The 20,079-nt window shown below is 56.9% G+C and carries 21 protein-coding genes and 1 tRNA gene; 9 read left to right on the forward strand and 13 right to left on the reverse strand.

What is annotated here, in order from left to right:
• A partial coding sequence (locus ACR0NW_RS12965) for an amino acid ABC transporter ATP-binding protein (protein WP_480791876.1) occupies window positions 1–397 on the forward strand: 397 nt, incomplete at its 5' end.
• A gap of 66 nt (window positions 398–463) precedes the next feature.
• Here the strand turns inward: ACR0NW_RS12965 and ACR0NW_RS12970 are convergent.
• From ACR0NW_RS12970 to rpmH, 13 genes are all read right to left on the reverse strand, one after another.
• Complete coding sequence (locus ACR0NW_RS12970) at window positions 464–961, reverse strand: SixA phosphatase family protein (RefSeq protein ID WP_480450585.1); 498 nt, start codon at window positions 959–961, stop codon at window positions 464–466.
• Entirely contained in the window at window positions 958–1,671 is a 714-nt protein-coding gene (locus ACR0NW_RS12975) for a ferredoxin (RefSeq protein WP_480791877.1), read from the reverse strand. Before ACR0NW_RS12975 ends, ACR0NW_RS12970 begins: the two co-directional genes overlap by 4 nt.
• Window positions 1,608–2,402, reverse strand: coding sequence for a sterol desaturase family protein (locus tag ACR0NW_RS12980; RefSeq protein WP_480450588.1), 795 nt, complete (start codon window positions 2,400–2,402; stop codon window positions 1,608–1,610). Before ACR0NW_RS12980 ends, ACR0NW_RS12975 begins: the two co-directional genes overlap by 64 nt.
• Before the next feature lie 56 nt (window positions 2,403–2,458).
• Complete coding sequence (gene argB / locus ACR0NW_RS12985; RefSeq protein ID WP_170657299.1) at window positions 2,459–3,322, reverse strand: acetylglutamate kinase; 864 nt, start codon at window positions 3,320–3,322, stop codon at window positions 2,459–2,461.
• 92 nt (window positions 3,323–3,414) lie between these two features.
• Window positions 3,415–4,068 (reverse strand): ribosome biogenesis GTP-binding protein YihA/YsxC, encoded by a 654-nt coding sequence (gene yihA, locus ACR0NW_RS12990; protein WP_480450590.1) that lies wholly within the window; start codon window positions 4,066–4,068, stop codon window positions 3,415–3,417.
• Window positions 4,065–4,802 carry an MOSC domain-containing protein gene (locus ACR0NW_RS12995; protein ID WP_480450591.1) on the reverse strand — a complete coding sequence of 246 codons (738 nt, stop codon included), beginning with the start codon at window positions 4,800–4,802 and terminating at the stop codon, window positions 4,065–4,067. The genes yihA and ACR0NW_RS12995 overlap by 4 nt, the downstream gene beginning before the upstream one ends.
• Entirely contained in the window at window positions 4,799–6,628 is a 1,830-nt protein-coding gene (gene yidC, locus ACR0NW_RS13000; RefSeq protein WP_480450593.1) for a membrane protein insertase YidC, read from the reverse strand. The genes ACR0NW_RS12995 and yidC overlap by 4 nt, the downstream gene beginning before the upstream one ends.
• Window positions 6,629–6,753: 125 nt before the next feature.
• On the reverse strand, window positions 6,754–8,295 hold the full coding sequence (locus tag ACR0NW_RS13005; RefSeq protein ID WP_480450594.1) for a putative bifunctional diguanylate cyclase/phosphodiesterase: 1,542 nt from the start codon (window positions 8,293–8,295) through the stop codon (window positions 6,754–6,756).
• 71 nt (window positions 8,296–8,366) lie between these two features.
• A complete protein-coding gene (gene ttcA, locus ACR0NW_RS13010; RefSeq protein ID WP_480450596.1) occupies window positions 8,367–9,236 on the reverse strand; it encodes a tRNA 2-thiocytidine(32) synthetase TtcA in 870 nt (289 codons plus the stop codon).
• Between the two features lie 55 nt (window positions 9,237–9,291).
• Window positions 9,292–10,911: an acyl-CoA dehydrogenase family protein gene (locus ACR0NW_RS13015; RefSeq protein WP_480450598.1), complete on the reverse strand. Its 1,620-nt coding sequence runs from the start codon at window positions 10,909–10,911 to the stop codon at window positions 9,292–9,294.
• Window positions 10,912–10,990: 79 nt separating this feature from the next.
• Window positions 10,991–11,245, reverse strand: a complete 255-nt coding sequence (gene yidD / locus ACR0NW_RS13020; protein ID WP_480450600.1) for a membrane protein insertion efficiency factor YidD — start codon at window positions 11,243–11,245, stop codon at window positions 10,991–10,993.
• Window positions 11,242–11,667, reverse strand: coding sequence for a ribonuclease P protein component (gene rnpA, locus ACR0NW_RS13025; RefSeq protein WP_480450601.1), 426 nt, complete (start codon window positions 11,665–11,667; stop codon window positions 11,242–11,244). The genes yidD and rnpA overlap by 4 nt, the downstream gene beginning before the upstream one ends.
• 28 nt (window positions 11,668–11,695) lie before the next feature.
• Window positions 11,696–11,830, reverse strand: coding sequence for a 50S ribosomal protein L34 (rpmH, locus tag ACR0NW_RS13030; RefSeq protein ID WP_005980833.1), 135 nt, complete (start codon window positions 11,828–11,830; stop codon window positions 11,696–11,698).
• Between the two features lie 271 nt (window positions 11,831–12,101).
• Here rpmH and ACR0NW_RS13035 point away from each other — a divergent pair, with 271 nt between their 5' ends.
• From ACR0NW_RS13035 to ACR0NW_RS13070, 8 genes are all read left to right on the forward strand, one after another.
• Complete coding sequence (locus tag ACR0NW_RS13035) at window positions 12,102–12,860, forward strand: TVP38/TMEM64 family protein (RefSeq protein WP_480450603.1); 759 nt, start codon at window positions 12,102–12,104, stop codon at window positions 12,858–12,860.
• A 3-nt stretch (window positions 12,861–12,863) separates the two neighbouring features.
• Window positions 12,864–14,282: a dihydrolipoyl dehydrogenase family protein gene (locus tag ACR0NW_RS13040; protein ID WP_480450605.1), complete on the forward strand. Its 1,419-nt coding sequence runs from the start codon at window positions 12,864–12,866 to the stop codon at window positions 14,280–14,282.
• Window positions 14,283–14,348: 66 nt separating this feature from the next.
• Window positions 14,349–15,683: a sensor histidine kinase gene (locus tag ACR0NW_RS13045; RefSeq protein ID WP_170657310.1), complete on the forward strand. Its 1,335-nt coding sequence runs from the start codon at window positions 14,349–14,351 to the stop codon at window positions 15,681–15,683.
• Window positions 15,684–15,747: 64 nt separating this feature from the next.
• Window positions 15,748–15,824 (forward strand) — tRNA-Arg (locus tag ACR0NW_RS13050).
• A gap of 515 nt (window positions 15,825–16,339) precedes the next feature.
• Window positions 16,340–16,996, forward strand: a complete 657-nt coding sequence (locus ACR0NW_RS13055; protein ID WP_480450975.1) for a glutathione S-transferase family protein — start codon at window positions 16,340–16,342, stop codon at window positions 16,994–16,996.
• A gap of 487 nt (window positions 16,997–17,483) precedes the next feature.
• A complete protein-coding gene (locus ACR0NW_RS13060) occupies window positions 17,484–17,897 on the forward strand; it encodes a hypothetical protein (RefSeq protein WP_480450606.1) in 414 nt (137 codons plus the stop codon).
• Between the two features lie 64 nt (window positions 17,898–17,961).
• Window positions 17,962–18,639: a response regulator transcription factor gene (locus ACR0NW_RS13065; protein WP_170657308.1), complete on the forward strand. Its 678-nt coding sequence runs from the start codon at window positions 17,962–17,964 to the stop codon at window positions 18,637–18,639.
• Window positions 18,623–19,984 (forward strand): sensor histidine kinase, encoded by a 1,362-nt coding sequence (locus ACR0NW_RS13070; RefSeq protein WP_480450608.1) that lies wholly within the window; start codon window positions 18,623–18,625, stop codon window positions 19,982–19,984. The genes ACR0NW_RS13065 and ACR0NW_RS13070 overlap by 17 nt, the downstream gene beginning before the upstream one ends.
• Window positions 19,985–20,079: the final 95 nt, after the last annotated feature.

The raw sequence follows: 20,079 nt of genomic DNA on the forward strand, positions 1-20,079 counted from the left end.
AGAGGCCGAAGAGCGCGCGATGCATTTCCTGGAAAAGGTGAAAATCCCGGAACAGGCCGACAAGTATCCCGGCCAGCTTTCGGGCGGTCAGCAGCAGCGTGTGGCGATTGCTCGCTCGCTCTGCATGATGCCGCGGATCATGTTGTTCGATGAACCGACATCGGCGCTGGACCCCGAGATGATCAAAGAGGTGCTCGACACCATGATCGAACTGGCCGAGGAAGGCATGACCATGCTGTGTGTGACGCACGAGATGGGCTTTGCCCGTCAGGTCGCCAACCGCGTGATTTTCATGGACGCCGGTCAGATCGTGGAACAGAACGAACCCGAAGAGTTCTTCAACAACCCGCAGTCAGAGCGCACCAAGCTGTTCCTCAGCCAAATTTTGGGGCATTAAACAGCGACCGGGGCGAGCTCCGGCCTTCGAACATTCAGGAAAAGGCGGGGTTATCCTCGCCTTTTCTTATTTCAGCAACTCACGCGGGATAACGAAATCCAGCACTTCGCCGGTTTTCCATGCAACGTCAGACCATCTTTCAATATCGAACTGAATGATTGTTGTGGCGCATGTCGGGTAGTCAAAAAACCGCATGTGATCTGGTGGCTGTCGCACGATCCGACCTGCAAACTCGGCGATACCGGGATTATGGGACAACACTAAAACCACACTGCCTTTTGCGGTGGTCAGAGTGCGCAAAATCTGTCCCGGATCAGGATGATACAGATCGCGGGTGAATGTGACCTCTGAAGTCTCCAGTTCCATCTGTCGCCATGTTTCGTAAGTACGCAACGATGTGGAGCTTAGGACCTCGTCCGGGGTCCATCCCTTTTCCGCCAGCCATGTCCCGACAGCTTTGGCAGATACCCTCCCTCGCTTGTTCAGCGGTCGGTCATGGTCATCCAGCATGGGATTGTCCCAGCTGGATTTTGCGTGTCGGGTCAGAACAAGGATACGGGTCATATCGGATGAAATGCCTTCATATGATGGGCCGACTGTTCGGGGTTACGAGCGGCACCGGCACTGACCGGACATGCCAGTCGTGCGGCGCAGCCGTCGCTCATGCAGGATTGCCCTGCGGGCGTGTCCAGAAAGCTGTGGCAGGCGTCCAGATCGTAAAATTTATCGGTACTTAAAGCGCCGACAGGGCAGGCTGTGCTGCAAGGCGCCTCGCAGTTGATACAAGGCGAAGAGCCATTTGCATCGGGAATTTTCATTTCCTGCTCAAAATGCAGCGCCCCACGATAGGAGATCAACATTCCCACGGTGTCATGAACCATCGCGCCGACAGGGCTTTGGAAAGCACGCCCCGATTTCAATGCCCAGTCAATGAACGGCGTATAAGGGGGGCCGCCGAAAGGAAAATAGGCCCGGGCCCCCAGAGTTTCAGACATCTGGCCGATGACACGCAAAGACCACCTGTCGACCGGATCCGGCGACCCGTCCAGCCACTCAGGTGAAGCATTGAGCACTGACCAGAACCCCGCCCCCGCGCCCAGCAAAATCAGCGTACCGCCTTTCAGTTGGCTGGCTCGGCTCTTATCGGGATGCTGGGCTCCCATGACGATCAGACCGGATTCCCGCGCGGCCTTTTCAACGACCTCATAGGTCACTTGCGCTGAAAAGGCAGCGCGAGGCTCCACCCCAGCCGCGTTGGACGATCGTCCTGCCATTCTAACCCCACTGTCATCTTGTCGTGCCCTTCACCGGGCTGCGCTACATATGTGCCCATCATCCGGTCCCAGATGGACAATGCAAAGCCATAGTTGCTGTCATGTTCCTTTCTCAGCACTGAATGATGGACCCGATGCATATCCGGCGTCACCAGAACTCTACGTAACACCGTGTCGAGGGCCAGCGGGATTTTGATGTTCGAATGATTGAACAAAGCTGTTCCATTAAGAAGAACTTCAAAGATTACGACAGCCAATGCGGCTGGCCCCATCACATAAACCAGCCCGATCTTCAAAAACATCGACAGCGCGATTTCGACCGGATGGAACCGGACCGCTGTCGTCACGTCCATATCCCGGTCCGCGTGATGAACTCGATGCAACCGCCAAAGAAGCGGCACCTTGTGAGTGATCAGATGCTGCGCCCAGATCGCAAAATCGAGTATCAGGACTGACAACAGAATCTCGATCCAGACCGGCCAGCCCAATATGTTGAACAGCCCCCATCCGTTCCGGGAGGCGTCCAATGCTGCTCCGACGGCCAAAAGGGGCAGCCCAATAGCCATGACTCGCAAAAGCAGGGTGTTCAAAAGGGTGATTGACAGGTTTGTCAGCCAGCGGTTCCAGCGCGCGACCTTTCGGGCACGGCGCGGAGCCAGCGCTTCGCCTATGGCAAACGCAACGAAAAGCCCTAGGAAAATTCCCAGGCGGATGAATGCTTCCTGCTCCATGCATTCACGATTGACTATGTAAAGTCGCAGCGCAAGCCCAGCGCGCCGGATTGCTGTCAGTCCGGACGGATAAGCGAGCCTGCGCCATGCTCGGTATACAGTTCCAGCAGCACGGCGTTTGGAACTCGACCGTCCAATATGACCACGGCTCTGACACCGCTGTGCAAGGCATCCAGTGCTGTTTCGGTCTTGGGGATCATGCCGCCTGCAATTGTCCCCTCGCGGGTCATTTCCCTGATCTGACCGGCCTTCAGTTCGGTCACGACTTCACCGGCAGCGTTCTTGACGCCGGAAACGTCCGTCAGCAGCAGCAGGCGATCGGCCTTGAGTGCGGCCGCGATTGCACCGGCGGCGGTATCGCCGTTCACGTTGAACGTCTCACCGTCCCGACCTGTTCCCAGCGGAGCGATCACCGGAATCACGTCATGCGCGAACAGATCGTTCAGCAGTTTGGGGTTCATTTCGGACGGTGTTCCGACAAAGCCCAGCGACGGATCAGTCTGGTCGCATGTCATCAGGTTTGCGTCCTTGCCGGACAGTCCGACCGCGACGCCGCCCTGCGCGTTGATGGCCTGCACGATCCGCTTGTTGACCAGACCGGACAAGACCATCTCGACCACTTCCACAGTTGCCTGATCGGTCACACGCTTGCCGTTCACAAACTCTGACTGGATATCCAACTTGTCCAGCATCGCGTTGATCATCGGGCCGCCGCCATGAACGATCACCGGATTCACGCCCACATGGCGCATCAGCACCACATCGCGGGCAAAGCTCTCCATCGCTTCATCGCTGCCCATGGCATGCCCGCCCAGCTTGATGACCACAATGGCCCCGTCATATCGCTGAAGATAGGGCAGCGCGCTGTTCAAGGTGGCGGCGGTGGCGATCCAATCCCGGTTCATGTCTCGTGTCTTCATAGCTTGGGTCCCTTTGACCAACGGTGTTAGGACCTTTGAGCGGGGCTGCCAAGTGCGAACAGCGCTTTCGTGGTCGGGCGGCAAAAGCCCGGCTATTCCAGATGCGCGATAATCGAACGCAGAGTGGGAATACCGTCGCCTTTTTCGGAAGAGGTCAGCACGATTTCCGGAAAGGCCGCCGGGTGTTTTGACAACGCAGCGCGCACCTGCTCCAAAACCTTTTCGCGATCCTTCGCCTTGACCTTGTCAGCCTTGGTCAAAACACACTGAAAAGTCACGGCGCTGCTGTCGAGAAGCTTCATGATTTCATCATCAACGGGTTTCACCCCGTGCCGTGCGTCAATCAAGACAAAAGCACGTCGCAGGGTCTGGCGTCCGCTGAGATACTGCTTGAGCAGTTTTTGCCACTTCTCAACCACTTTGACCGGCGCATTGGCATAGCCATAGCCCGGCAGGTCCACCAGATACAGCTCGGGACCTTGGGTGAAAAAGTTGATCTCTTGCGTTCGACCCGGCGTGTTTGACGCCCGCGCCAACCCCTTGGTGCCGGTCAGGGCATTGATCAGGCTGGACTTGCCGACGTTGGATCGTCCGGCAAAACAGACTTCTAGCCGATCAGGGGCGGGCAGACCGGACATCGCAACCACACCTTTGACGAATTCGGATTCCCCGGCAAACAGCTTGCGCCCCGTTTCAAGCGCAATCTGGTCAGGGTCCTCAGCAAGTGAAAACGGCAATGACGTCATAGCGGTGTAACCTTGTCGCCAACGCGGATTGCACCGCCTTGTTTAACCTCGGCGCGAACCGTGAAATCCTGATGCCCCCAGGTGCCCAGAGCGCCCAGCGTATCAGCATCCCGAACGCCGGTATCAGGGTTAGCAGTAGTTGCGGCACAGCGATCCGTCCGCTCGCGGACATGAAAAACCGCCTCGCCGATCTGCACATCGCCGCCCAGCCAGTCGAACTCTTCCCAGACCGGCAGGCCATCAAACCAGATGTTCCCGCGCCATCTGTGAATGGAAAGATCACGGCCCAGTTTCTGCTCGACCGCGCGGTGCGAAGCCATGTTGCAAAGTGTGATTGACGGAAAATCGCTGTCCGTCATGCCGCGCCCGGGTACGCGAATGATCCGGGCCGATGCGGCCCGGTCAGCAGGCATCAACGGGTCGACCCAGTCCAGAAAAACCTGAACATCCCTGTCCGGATCAAAGGTCAGGTCGGGGCGTTTTGGATGGCTCAGCGTGACTTGCTCGCCGTTCAACTGCGCGGTCACTGCCATCAGTTCCGAAGCTTTGGAAACCCGGCTGAAGTTTCCGCAATTCACCCACTCGGTTCCGTCCGCCCGCGACATCTCATGCGCCACGGCCCAAACGCGATCCCCGGGCATGGTTTGCCCGGGGTTCACAATCACCTCCTCCAGGGCCTCGCGGCCATGGCTTTTGATGGGGTGCCGCCAGAGGCTGGTGACGGTGCCGCTCATTTGTCGTCCGTCTTGGGCGTTCGCTTGAAGCCGGATTTGATATTTCCGAACACGTCCGGCGTATAGCCCTGACTACGCATGATCAGATACTGCTGGGTGAATGTGATCGTGTTGTTCGCGATCCAGTAGACAACCAGTCCGCTGGCGAATCCGCCCAGCATGAACATGAACACCCACGGCATCCAGGCAAAGATCATCGCCTGTGTTGCATCAGTTGGCGCCGGATTCAGCTTTTGCTGCAGCCACATCGAAATACCCAGCAGCAGCGGCAGGATACCGATGAAGATCAGCGCCATCAGCGAGTCCGGTTGCGGCCCGGCCCACGGCAGCAAACCAAACAGGTTCATGATCGAGGTCGGGTCCGGCGCGCTGAGGTCCTGGAACGGTCCGAACCAGGGCGCCTGACGCAGTTCGATCGTGACAAAGATCACCTTATACAGCGAGAAGAAGATCGGAATCTGCATCAGGATCGGCAAACAGCCAGCGGCCGGGTTTACCTTTTCCTTTTTGTACAGCTCCATCATGCCCTGCTGCATCTTCTGGCGGTCGTCGCCAGCGGCCTCTTTCAGGGCCTCCATCTGCGGCTGCAACTCCTTCATCTTCGCCATCGAGACATAGGATTTGAACGCCAGAGGGAACAGGATCGCCTTGATGATCAGGGTCAGGCCGATGATCGACCAGCCCATGTTGCCAATCAGCTGGTTCAGGTTGTGCAGCAGCCAGAAGATCGGCTTGGTCAGGAAAAAGAACCAGCCCCAGTCGATGCTGTCGATGAATTTCTGCACACCGTCTGCCTGATACTCGCGAATGGCTTCCCATTCCTTGGCACCGGCAAACAGACGGGTCGTAACCTCGGCTGTCTCACCCGGCGCTACCGTCAGTGTCGGCAAAACGGTTTCGGTCTGATAAATCTTGCGGCGGTCGTCGAATTTCGCAGCCGCCTTAAAGGCCGAACCGGATTCAGGGATCAGCGTAGTCATCCAGTAGTGGTCGGTAAATCCGATCCAACCGTTTTCCTTGACCTGAAATACCTCGGCCTGCGCACGTTCATTCGGATCAATGTCGAAATCGCGCACATCGCCATAATCGATTTCGGTCAGTGTCCCGTCAGCCATGCCAATCACGCCCTCATGCAGAATGAAGAAGTTCTTCAGCTCGGGCAGATCAGCATCTTCGCCAATGCCGTGGCGGGCCAGAATGCCATACGGGGCCATGCCAACCTCGGCCTGAGACGTGTTTTCGACCGATTGCGTGACGGTGAACATGTAATCTTCGTCGACCGAGATGGTGCGGCGGAACAGCTGACCCTTGCCATTGTCCCAGCTCAACGTCACGGGGCTGTCTACGCCCAATGTCTCGCCCTGTTCCACAGACCACAATGTGTTCGGTCCGGGTACTTCCGATCCGGTTACACCCGCTCCGGGGGCCCAGCCGTAAAGGGCATAATAGGCGGATTCCGAACCAACCGGCGAAAGAAGCTCCACAATCGGGGAATCCTCGGCCAAGGAGACCTTGTAGTCTTTCAGCGACAGTTCATCGATCCGACCGCCGGACAGAGACAGACTACCAGTCAGGCGCGGGGTGTCGATCTGGACGCGCGGCGCTTCTGCGTCCGGTTCCGTCTCGGCCGTGACCGAGGATGCCTCGCCCAACGTGTCAGTGCCGGTGGCACTGGGTGTCTGAACCTCGTTGCCTTCCGAGGCGCTGATCACGCTATCTTCAGGGGTCGTCGTTTGCTCCGGCGGTGGGAACAGCACGAACCAAACAAGGATCACGAGAAAGCTGAGCACGGTTGCAAGGATGAGATTCTTGTTCTGATCGTCCATCTGGGACAGCCACCTTGAGCATTGAAAGACACCGGTGGGTTCAACAGAGTGCAGGCCCAAAGGTCAAGCAGAATCGCCCCCAAAATGTACGGACCGAGCGTTCAGTTGTTTCTTCTTTGAATGTGTCAGCCCATTTTGCGCCCAATTTCAGGGGTTTTGGCCAGTTTTGCCTGATATGCCACGATCCAGCCACTTGTCTGGTCGAACGGCATTGGTTTGCCGATTCCAAAGCCTTGAACGTGTCGACACCCAAGCTGGCCCATCAGCGCGTGTTCGCCCGGCGTTTCGACGCCTTCCGCCAGTGTTTCAAGCTTCAGCTGTTCGGCCATCGTCAATATGGCACTGATCAGCTGTTGCTGCGTGGGGTCCTGATCCGCTTTGGTGACAAAGGACCGGTCGATCTTGATCCGCGACACATCAAAACGTTTGAGGGACGCAATCGAAGCGTGCCCTGTGCCAAAATCATCCAGATCGATATAGCAGCCGATTTTGGCAAGCCCTGTCACGGTGCGCGAAATGACGTCGTCAGGCGCATAGGAGAACACAGTCTCAAGGATTTCAACAGCCAGCCGGTCCGGCGTCAGGTCGAAACGGTCAAGCTCCCATTGCAGACGTTCGGCCAGCCCTGGATCACGCAATTCTTCCGCTGAGAAATTCACACCAGCCCGAGGTATGCACAAACCAGCCTGGTCCCATGATTTCAGGGCCGAAAATACCTGATGGCGCATTGTCTGGCCAAGTTGCCCCATCAACCCCGCCTGCTCAATGAGCGGCAGAAACGTCTGCGGGCCCAATACGCCTTTTGTCGGGTTTTCCCAACGCGCCAATGCCTCGAAACCAGTAATTCTGCCAGTATCTGTAGACACCTGCGGCTGAAACCATGGCCGAATCTGCCCGGCGGCAAGAGCGATCTGGATTTCGTTACACAAGTCACCCTGAACAATAGTGCGGCGGCGTGTTTCCTTCGAAAAGGCCCGGATTGTAGAAGGTCCGTGACTGCGGGCCTCCGACAGCGCCAGTCTCGCTGCCTCCAGCCACTCCTTTCCCGTGTGATCAGGGGCATCACTGCTCAAGCAAAACCCAACCGAACACGAAACATAGAGCTTCAGGCCATTCAGATTTGTGGGTTCTTCGACAGCGCTTTGCATGCGCCCTGCCAGTTGGATACAAGCCTCCAAGTCAAACTTCGGTGACGCTGCGGGGCAAACTGCGATCCTGTTTCGGTCAAGCCGGGTGATCAAATCCTGATTGCGCAGAACTGACAAAAGTCTTTGACCACACTGTTCGGCCACAAGGTCCGCGGCCGCCAAACCGTGTCGCCCTTCGATCTTTCGAAGGTCTTCGAGTTCCAGAAGGAAGCAGGCGGAACTTTGCCCGGCCCTGGTAGCCTCTTCCCTTCGACGGTCCACTTCGGAATAAAATGCGTCGGCTTGTACAAGACCATTCGTGGAAACGGGCCGCATGGGTGGTTGCCTGCCCCAGTCGCTGAATGCGCCCGAGCCCGCAAACAGCAAAGGCAGCCCCAGCGCAACAATCACAAGAACGGGTTCGCCACCCAGCCAGAACGCAGCCAGAGCCAGGGCGGGAACAAACGCCAGAATTTGCGGCCCGGCCACAAGTGATAGGATCCGGGCCTTGATCTGGGTAATTGGTGAGTTTTTCCACATCGGTTTCAACGGCCCTCAGCCAGCGCATCGCACGCACTGGTCAACCTTAGGAAACCAATATGAGTCGGTCGTTAACGCAACTGGGGAATTTCGTCCGAATTTTCGCTTATTTTTTCGGGACTGAGTGTCAGGCCCTGAAAATCGAACAGTTTCTCATCCAGCAGGTGCGATGGGCGGGCATTGGTCAAAGCGCGGAACATGACCTGGCGGCGGCCCGGAGAGTTCTTTTCCCACTGATCCAGAATCTGTTTGACCTGTTGCCGCTGCAGACCATCCTGACTGCCGCACAAATCGCAGGGAATGATTGGGTAGTTCATCGAGGTGGCGAATTTCTCGCAATCAGCCTCGGCGACATGGGCCAATGGGCGATAGACGAACAGGTCGCCTTCTTCATTCACCAGCTTGGGCGGCATGGTTGCCAGGCGGCCACCATGGAAAAGGTTCATGAAAAACGTCTCAAGGATGTCGTCGCGGTGATGTCCCAGAACCACTGCTGAACAGCCTTCTTCTCGGGCGATCCGATACAGGTTGCCACGACGCAGGCGCGAACACAGGGCGCAATAGGTGCGCCCCTGCGGAACCTTGTCCATAACGACCGAATAAGTATCCTGATATTCAATCCGGTGCGGTACACCCATCCTCTCTAGAAACTCGGGCAAGACGGTTGCGGGAAATCCCGGCTGACCCTGATCCAGATTGCAGGCCAGCAGCTCGACCGGCAGCAGGCCACGCCACTGCAACTCGTGCAGGACCGCCAGCAGGGTATAGCTGTCCTTGCCGCCAGACAGGCAAACAAGCCATCTGGCGCCGCGTTCGACCATGCCATACTGGTCAATTGCTTCGCGGGTCTGACGCACGATGCGTTTGCGCAGTTTCTTGAACTCGGTGGTCGAGGGCGCGCCTGCAAAGAGCGGATGGATATCGTCGGCTTCGTCGAACATGGCCCGCCTCTACAGGAGTTGCCTTTAACGGGCAAGAGTGCCGCGCCGGGGGTTTCTAGGCCACCAGCCGATCAAGAATTGTCCGCGTGTCCAGACCAGAGACTGCGCCGGGCACCCGCCCACTATCGCCCGCGATGCGGGTTGCAATAAAGCCGTCGGCAATCGCGCCGGGCGCATGGCGCAGCAGAAGCGAACCTGTCAGCAACAGGGCCGTGCGTTCGGCAAACCACCGCGCTTCGGCTTCAGGCGGCAGGGTGGGCCAGCGTGCCTGATGTGCCTTCAACGCCTCGTCGAACCGGTGGTCGACGCCCGATCCGGCAGCCAGTTCTGCACGCAACACATCCGCAGCCAGCGGCTCGCGTGCAAGGCTGCGCAGGATGTCCAGACAGATCACGTTTCCCGACCCCTCCCAGATACCGTTGAGCGGGGCCTCGCGATAAAGCAGGGGCATGGGTGTATCCTCAACGTAACCCATGCCGCCCAACACCTCCATCGCTTCGACGGTGACAACGGGGCACCGTTTGTTGGCGAGGAACTTGGCCAGCGCGACGCCGATACGTGCGAAGGCATTTTCCTCGGCTGTGTTTGCGTCAAACGCCTGCGCGATACGCAGCCCCAGAGTCAGCGCACCTTCCCAGTCCAGCGTCAGGTCGGCCAGAACAGAACGCATCAGCGGCTGATCGATCAAACGCCGTTGAAAGGCGCTGCGGTGGCTGACCCAGTGATGTGCCTCGACCAGTGCGGCGCGCATCAGGCCGGCGGGGGCCATCGCTGTATCGAGACGAGTGTGATGCACCATTTCTATGATGGTGCGCACTCCCGCTCCTTCATCGCCCAGCTGGAAGGCCAGCGCGTCGTGGAACTCTACCTCGGACGAGGCGTTCGATTTGTTCCCAAGCTTGTCTTTCAGCCGCATGAGATGAATGGCGTTGCGTTCACCGTCCAGCCAGCGGGGCAGAAGAAAACAGGTCAACCCGCCCGGTGCCTGCGCCAGTGTCAGAAACCCGTCGGACATCGGGGCCGAGCAGAACCATTTATGCCCTTTCAGCCGCCAGTGCTCACCGTCGCGTGCAGCCACGGTCGTATTGGCACGCACATCCGAGCCGCCCTGCTTTTCCGTCATTGCCATACCCAGAGTGGCGCTGGATTTGTCGCCTATGGGTCTGACCGCAGGGTCATACGATCGTGCGGTAAGTTTGGGTCGCCAAATCGCGGAAACCTGATCGCTGGCGGCAAGCGCCGGTACCGATGCATATGTCATTGTCAGCGGGCAGCAATGTCCGGGCTCGACCTGACTGGCCATGTAAACCATGGCGGCATGGGTCACGTGTCCGCCCGGCTGACCGTCCCACGCGACAGACGCATATCCGGCAGATTGGCTGGTCTGCATGACCTTGTGATACGACGGGTGAAACCGCACCTCATCCAGACGGCGGCCCCCAGCGTCGAACAGCCGGAGTTCCGGTGGGTGCCGGTTGGCGTCCCGACCGGCCTCGCGCAATTCTGTCTGGCCCAGTGTCTGACCGTAGTTTGCCAGAGGTTCGATACGCCCCCGGGTACGCGCGACGCCCTCTCGAAGAACGGGGTCCGACGTCCAGAGATTACCGTTGCCCCGCTCTGGCGGCTGGTTGTGAACGTCGTGAGTTGGCAGGCTGTGACGGGCAGCTGATTTCATTGAGACCTCGGGAATTGTTGTCTCAGGTTTTCAGAGGGCCGCCATGCTGGTCAAGTTTGACGGCCCGTCACGCACCGCATCAGGGCCGGTCTTGGGGATTGTCGTTGTTGACTGGCCCCGGTACCGGGTCATATCCGTCGCCGCCCCAAGGATGGCAGCGACCGATGCGTCTGGCCGCAAGCCAGGACCCTTTGAACGCGCCGTGCTTTTCCAGCGCCTCCAGCGCATAGGCCGAACAGGTCGGCTGATATCGGCAATTAAATCCAACCCACGGGCTGAAAAGTAGCCGGTAGGCCCGCACGGGAACAGCCAGGATATGTGCCAGCAGAGTCATTTTCGCTTGTCGTGCAATTTGCGCAGCGCATATCTCAGATCGTCCAGCAACTGGTCATAGCGCCGGGATGCGGTTGCTTCGGCTTTTCCGATCAATACGTAATCCCAGCCGTCATGCCCCAGAACCGGCAGGACAGCACGGGCGGCCTCACGCAGCCTGCGTTTGGCGCGATTGCGCGCCACCGCATTGCCCACCTTCTTTGAACAGGTGAACCCAACCCGAATGCCAGATGCCTCGTCGGGAGCGCGCCTGCGGGCCTGTACCATCATCGAGGCCGTCCCCTGCCGCCGCGCACGCGCGGCCTTCAGGAAATCGGACCGGTTTTTTAGAACGGTCAGAGTTTCGGGCGCGCAAACGGACGCCGCCGGGGGCGTATCCCCGGGTTGGTCAGTACCATCCACAGGGGCCTCCGGCGGCGTCATTTTCGTCAGAACGTCAGTCGGTGGCGGCTTACGCGCTCAGCGACTTGCGGCCGCGTGCGCGACGTGCGTTCAGAATCTTGCGGCCAGCCTTGGTGGCCATGCGCGCGCGGAAACCGTGGCGGCGTTTGCGAACCAGGTTCGAAGGCTGATAGGTGCGTTTCATCGCTCCGTCTCCAATCTCTTGCGGTCGGGTTCGGCGCGGATTCGCCTGCCCGTGGTGTTCGAAGTCCGTCCTCTACTGGCAAGCGCGCAGTAAGTCAAACCCTCTGAGCCCGCTTTTCGGTGTCTTTTGCAACAAAAACCGCCTGCTTGCCCGGCAAAGGTTTCAAAACCGTGTTTTGTGGCTGCAAACACTCACATTTTTGACCGGACACTTCAAGGCGACGTGAAGTATCTGTTGCTTGCTGCAGCATGGGCGCATGTTGGTGAACAGAATGAATCGACAAAAGCCGAATGATCAGATGAGCAACACGACTCACATGCCCCGCCGCAGGCTGGCCCGTCACATACCGCTGTTGGCAATTATTGCTGCCGCCCTGATCGGCTTTTTTACGCTTGGCGATTATCTGACATTCGAAACCCTGCGCGATAATCGCGAGGCGCTTCTGGCATGGCGTGACGCTAATTATTGGTCGATGGCCGCCGCCTTCATTGCCGTATATATCGTGATCGTCGCGTTCTCTTTGCCTGGGGCGGCGGTTGCGTCCATGACCGGCGGGTTTCTGTTTGGATTATTCGCAGGCACCCTGTTCAATGTATTTGCCGCTACCGTCGGGGCGTCTGCCATATTCCTGGCCGCGCGCTGGGGGCTGGGTGAGGCATTGACTGCACGGTTGGAAGCATCCGAAGGCACGGTAAAGAAGCTTAAGGATGGACTAAGAGAGAACGAAATCTCTGTCCTGTTCCTGCTTAGGCTTGTGCCGGTGGTGCCGTTCTTTGTCGCCAATCTGGTTCCGGCGCTGGTTGGCGTGAAGTTCCGCAATTTCCTGCTGACGACTGCGCTGGGCATCATCCCCGGTGGTATCGTCTATACTTGGATCGGCGTCGGACTTGGCGGTGTTTTCGATCGCGGCGAGACACCGGATGTTTCGCTTTTGTGGGAACCGTTTATCATCGGACCGATCCTGGGGCTGTGCGTGCTGGCCGCCCTGCCTATCCTTATCAAGACCTTGCGCGGCCGGAAGGAAACCTGACCCATGAAAAAGATCAAGACCGACATCCTGGTGATCGGGGCCGGGTCCGGTGGGTTGTCAGTGGCTGCAGGCGCCAGCCAGATGGGTGCGGATGTGACCCTGCTGGAAGGCCATAAAATGGGTGGCGACTGCCTGAATTTCGGCTGCGTCCCGTCCAAGGCGTTGATCGCAAGCGGTAAGGCTGCCTATGCGCAAAGTCATTCAGCCAGATACGGGATCGCGGATGCGGAGCCAAAAGTCGATTATGCTGCGACCAAGGATCATGTGCAGGATGTGATCGCGCAAATCGCCCCAATGGACAGCCCGGAAAGGTTCGAAGGATTCGGTGTTCGGGTGATCCGCGAATACGGCTCGTTCCTGTCTCCGACTGAGGTACAGGCCGGAGATCACACTATATCGGCGCGCCGCATCGTGATCGCCACCGGTTCCTCGCCGCTGGTCCCGCCGATCCCCGGTCTGGACAAGGTCCCCTATTTCACAAACGAGACCATTTTTGACCTGCGTGAAAAGCCTGAACATCTTCTGATCATCGGCGGCGGGCCGATCGGGATGGAGATGGCGCAGGCCCACATTCGTCTGGGATGCAAAGTGACGGTTATCGAGGGGCTGCAAGCCCTGGGCAAGGATGACCCCGAAGCTGCCTCTGTCGTGCTGTCTGCTCTGCGCGAGGAAGGCGTCGATATTCACGAGCAGTCGATGGTGGCGCAGATTCGCGGTGAGGCCGGTGCAATCGAGGTTGTGACTCAAAACGGAGACATCTTTGCAGGCACGCATCTTTTGCTGGCGGCAGGTCGAAAGGCAAATATCGAACGCCTGAATCTGGAAGCGGCAGGCATCGACAGAACAAAAAACGGGATCAGAACGGATGAGGCGCTGCGCACTTCGAACCGTAAAGTCTATGCCATTGGTGACGTCGCAGGCGGTCTGCAATTCACGCATGTCGCGGGTTATCAGGCCGGGGTGATCATTCGCTCTGCTGTGTTCGGGCTGCCGGCAAAGGCAAAGACGGCGCATATTCCCTGGGCTACATATACTGACCCCGAACTGGCGCAGGTCGGATTGAGCGAAGAGCAGGCACAGGGGCAATACGGTGACAAGCTCGAGGTTGCCCGTTTCGACTATCACCACAATGATCGCGCCGTGGCCGAGCGTAAAACCACCGGCTTCATCAAGGTCATGGTGGTCAAGGGGCGCCCGGTGGGTGCCACAATCGTGGGGCATCAGGCGGGCGAACTGATCAACTTGTGGTCGCTGGCGCTGGCCAATAACCTGAAGATGGGCCAGATCGCGGCGATGGTGTCGCCCTACCCGACGATCGGAGAGCTTAACAAACGCGTGGCGGGTGCTTATTTCTCGCCAAGGCTGTTTGAGAATCAGACGGTTAAACGAGTGGTCAGGTTCGTCCAGCGCTGGATTCCCTGATCGGAAAAGGAGCGTAATTTGAACTCGCTTTCGGGACGATTTCTGATCCTGACGACGGTCTTCGTGATGTTGGCCGAAGTTCTGATCTTTGTCCCGTCGATTGCGCGATTCCGCGAAGATTTCCTGTTGAACCGTCTGGAACGGGCGCAAATCGCGTCGCTCGCACTGCTGGCCGACGACATGCTCGCCGAAGAGCTTGAGGCTGAATTGCTGGAAAATGCCGGGGTCTACAACGTCGTGCTGCGCCGTGACGAGGTGCGCCAACTGATGTTGTCCTCACCTATACCGGATCAAATTACACAGACCTACGATCTGAGAATGGCCGGCGCATGGGTGCTGATCCGCGACGCGCTCAACCGGTTCTTCAAGCCCGAGAACGAGATCATTCGCGTGATCGGTGAACCGGTACGGGACGCTGGTCTGCTGATCGAAGTGACGATGGATACCGATCCGTTGCGAATGGCGATGATCGATTACGGGCTGAGAATTCTGCTTTTGTCGCTTGTCATCTCGATCATCACTGCCTTTTTCCTGTTTCTTGCGGTCCGCGCCTTTTTGGTTCGGCCGATCAAGGGCGTGGTCGGGTACATGCAAAGATACGCGCGCGCACCTGAGGATGTCCGCGGCATCATCCAGCCACAGGCCGGAGTGACCGAGCTGCGCGAGGCCGAGGAAGCCTTGCAGATGCTGCAGACCCAGATCACCCATGCCCTAAAACAACGCGAGCGGCTGGCCCAGCTTGGCGGCGCAGTCGCTAAAGTCAGTCATGATCTACGCAACATCCTGACATCCGCGCAGCTTTTCACCGACCGGATCGAAGCCAGCGAAGATCCGTTGGTACGCCGGATGGCGCCCAAGCTGGTGAACTCCATTACCCGCGCGGTCTCACTCTGCGAAAGCACGCTGGCATTTGGTCGCGCCGAGGAACCGGCGCCTACCCTGTCGATGGTACCCTTGCGGCCTATTGCCGAAGATGTCGCAGCGAGCGAGAGGCTGGCACTGGCCGATGGCTGTGTGACGATTGATAACGAAGTGCCAGAGGACTTGATCATCCGGGCCGATCCCGAGCAGATGTTCCGGATCATCATGAACCTCGTCCGAAACGCCCGGCAGGCCCTAGTGGCGGCGGGCAAGCCGGGCCAGATCACCGTTGCTGCCTGTGAGCATGGGACAGACTGGTGCATCGAGGTGCGTGACACCGGACCCGGCCTGCCCCCCAAAGCGCAAGAGAATCTGTTCACTCCGTTTCAGGGTGGCGTGCGCAAGGGCGGCTCGGGTCTGGGGCTGGCAATTTCCTCGGAACTGGTGCGCGGCCACGGTGGGGAACTGGTTCTCAAGAACACCGGACCCGAGGGAACGACCTTTGAAATAAGGCTCCCGCAGGGTGACATGACTTTTTGAGAGAATTTTGAAGAATCGGCTTGCGCACCACTGACGCTGAGTCTAAACAGCGCCTCACCAACGCGGACCGATAGCTCAGCTGGATAGAGTACTTGACTACGAATCAAGGGGTCGGGGGTTCGAATCCTCCTCGGTCCGCCACTAATTCAAAAAAACGCGCGCAAACTCAATGAGTTGCGCGCGTTTTTTGTCTAACTGGACCTGCGGGTTGGACAATTTTCTCCCAACGAGTTTTCGTCGCTTTTTGAGAAACGCACGGCTGAATTTCGAAAATTTTCCTTTTCATGTGTGTACGGGTCGCTGTCTGCAGGTTTCGATCGGTTCATGCGCTGGCGCGCAGTGGATGCCTTTGACCTTTCATGCAGTTTCAGGACCACATGGCACCCTCCATTGGTTGGTTCGTCGGTTTTGGGCTGGGTTCGATTTAAACCGAAAACGCAGCCGGACTGGATACCGGATTGAGGACTCAAAACCAATGGGACTGGAAGGAGACAGACCTTCAGCAATCGTTCGCGATACAACGCATCAATGACCGCTGCGCGGGACGGAGCTGACTTTGGACCTGTTGATCTAAAGGTCCGCTTCTCAACCAGAGGTCTATCGATTGCCTTGAGTAACCCTTCCCATGAATCCGCATCGACGATAGCCTCTTGAACATGAATAAACCTGTCGTACTTCGAGGCTATCAATTCAGTGTTTACAACCGCATCGCGCGGATAGCGCTACACGAGAAAGGCGTTTCCTACGAAACTGAGGAAATCGATCCTTTTGCGGAAGACGTTCCAGAGCACTACATGCAGCGGCAACCATTCGGTCGCGTCCCGGTTTTGAGCCACGGCAAATTCGATGTTTATGAGACTTCGGCTATCGGTCGTTATATTGACGCGGCGTTCGAAGGTCCTCGATTAGTTCCCCTTGAAGTCGAATGCCTTGCTCGTTTGGCGCAAATTGTCTCCATCGTTGACAGTTACGGCTACCGTCCAATGGTCCGACAGGTTTTTGCTCACAGGGTCTTCGGCCCTGCGCTCGGAAAAGAAAGTGACGAGGCCGAGATCAAAATTGGGTTGGCGGCATCGCGTACCGTTCTTCAAGCGCTTGAGACAATGGCAACAGAAGCGCATGTCCTCGATAGACAGACATTCACGCTCGCTGATTGTCACCTCGCGCCGATGTTGGGTTACTTTGTTCAGGCACCTGAGGGAGAAGCAGCCCTCCGCAATTATAGTCGTTTATCCGCTTGGTGGGGTTGGGCATCTGAGCGGGCAAGCGTCGCCGAAACTGATCCCGGGCTGCCAGTCAACCAGATCGGATAAATTAGTCGTTCGCGCAGACTTCAGCATCGGTCAAGTTGGGCTAATCGCTGACGTTCTCTGCATACAAGATCAAAGGCTGCAATTGACGGACTGAAGTGGAGGTTCGTTGGATCCGCTGATGATCCGACCACTCAACCAGAGATCGCTTCACTTAAAACCGCTTCAGAGATGTTCGCAGTTTGGTACGACGCTGTCATTCATCCGGTGGTTGCGAAAACCTGCCATTCGAGATTCGGTTCGGCGAAGATCACAATGCGCGACGAATCTTGAATTCGCTGCATTAGAACAAATGGTGGCTATCGTTGAGCAAACTGTCTTTTTCCCGCATGCCAACAGAATTCGTACGCGTCATTATCTTGGGACGTCAGTATCAGCGGTAAGTTAGAAGATAACACAAACGTATTCTCTAACGAATCCGCATGAAACCTAAGGTTCCTAAATCCTGTCATGCGAGCGGATGAACCTCGCTGACACGAAAGGAAACTTCATGAACTCTTTGAACGTTAAAAAACTGGTTGTTGCCGGTGCATCTGGCCTTGCGCTTCTGGCACTGTCAACGCTCGCATTCGCTGAGCCGGTTGGATCAGAAAAGGTGATTTCGCCATCAGTTCCCTTCGCGAAAGCAATGGAGATCGCGACAGGGGTCGCAGAAGGCAACTTGGTGGCACTCGAAGTGGACCACTATGGCGACAGCCCGATCTACGTTGCCGAACTTGAGAGCACCACAACTCACACGATGCTGCAGATCGACGGCGTGTCTGGCGAGGTGCTTGCGAACAATACGATTACAGCAGCGTCAGCAGAAGCGTTGCACGCGATGTTGGAAGAGCTTGATCACGATGGCCACGACGATGGCGATGATCATGGGGCCGAGCACGATGGCCACGAAGATGATCATTAAGGCCTAAACTTACCAGGAGGCAGCATATATGTTGCCTCCTGAAATTATCGCGGGTGTGATCAGGGTGAAGATACTACTACTCGAAGACAATTCGGAGATCACTCAGTGGGTCGAGAAGGGTTTAGGCGACGCAGGGCATACCGTGGATTGTTTCGGTAACGGACCTGATGCTCTTTTTGCAGCAACCACCCGTAGCTATGACGTACTTATCCTCGACCGGATGGTGCCTGAACTTGATGGATTGTCGGTTCTCAAGGCCTTGCGCGCCGCCAAAAACACAACGCCTGTATTGATACTGACTGCCCTAAATGAAGTGTCAGATCGTGTCGAAGGATTGGAAGCCGGTGCCGACGACTATCTTGCCAAACCCTTTGCCATTAGTGAGTTGTCTGCTCGGATAGCTGCGCTTGGCCGCCGGGCCCCTTCGGTATCGTCAGGCGAAGAGACGACTTTGAAATATGAGGGCCTTGAACTGGATTTACTTGCCCGATCCTGTCGCCGAGATGGACAACTGATCGAGCTTCACGCCAAGGAAATCCGCTTGCTAGAGGTTTTCATGCGCAACAAAGGTCGGGTTATGACTCGCTCTATGCTTCTCGAAAAAGTTTGGGATATAAACTTCGATCCTGAAACAAATGTTGTGAATACAAATGTAAGCAGGCTGCGCAATAAGATAGACAAACCGTTCAAAACTTCCTTGCTGAAAACGGTTCGCGGGGCGGGATATGTTTTCGGCGCTTAGAAACTTTCTTCGCATGAGCGCATTGCGGAATTCCCTGCTTCTTGCTGCAGTGTTTCTTGCAATCATGCTTGTCGCAGGCAGCATATTGCGGTTCGAGCTGACGCGGCAGGCCTACGATGCGATTGATGACGATTTGGCTTTGAGCGCCCAGAGTTTCGACTTTGGCGCGCCAACGTCCAACGCACAGCACGGGAATCTGAACGCTGCACATATCGGCATATCAGTCGGATTTATCTCCAATGCAGGTGAGAATTTTGGACCAATCAAAAGCAGTGTTTTTGAGACACTGGGGTTTCAGAACCTGACCAGGTCAGAGCTCTTTTCCAAGATGGGTTCTATTGCGGCCGAACTGGATGATGTCGAAGATCACGACGACCACCATGAATGGGAAGATGATCCCAAACTTTGGAGAGTTTTGGTCGAAAACGCTCGTGAAGGTCGGCTGGCGGTCTTCACACCTATTCATGAAGTCGAAGACACGCTGGAATTGCTACCCAAAATTATGTGGCCGATCGCAATTGTGACCGTGATCGCGACTCTGATAGTTGGAGCTATTCTTGGACTGGTTCAACAGCGACGCATCAACAAGGTGCAAAACGCATTCGAACAGATCGCAAGTGGGAATCTTGACTACCGGATTGAACAGCAATCCTCGCGCGATGATATGGACGATCTGATGCATGGGTTCGATATCGCCGCGGCGCGATTGGAAGCCTCCGTCCAACAGATGAGGGATTTTTCTCGTAACGTGGCGCACGAGCTACGGACGCCGCTGAGCGAGCTACATCTTGCATTGGAGAGCATCGAGGATGGGCCGGAGCAGGAGTTGGCGATTGCCAGAGCGGACAAAGTGTTGCGCACGTTTGATGCAATCCTGCGCATATCGCGTTTGTCGGCTGGTACGGACCGTTCTCATATGGAACCCATAAACTTGGACGAATTGGCACAGCAGCTCTATGACCTCTATGCCGACAGCGTGGATGAGGCTGGGCAATCATTGCAACTGAACTTAGGGAATTCCAAAGTTATTGTCGGGGATCGTCAGCTTTTGCTGCAGCTAGGGTCAAACTTGATTGAGAACTCAATAAAGTATGCAGACGATAGCGCTGAAATTTCAATCCGGACAGATGACAAGAGTTTAACCTTTTCAGACACCGGGCCTGGCATTCCGGCAAAGGACCGAGCGAAGGTTCTTCAGCCGTTGTTTACATTGGATGGATCCCGCTCGAGGCAAGGAAGCGGGTTGGGGTTGGCACTCGCAAAAGCAATAGCAGATCACCACAACGCGGTCTTGAAGCTGGACGAGGCAAAATCCGGTGGGCTGAAGGTATCTCTTTTCTTTTGAGGATATCCAGGCAGGCGGTAGTCTTTCGATGCGGCGACGCGTTTCAGCCGGTCAATGAGTGCGGGATGATTTGCGTGTATTTGCGGTTTAATCGT

Source organism: Ruegeria sp. CF5, from assembly GCF_056537325.1.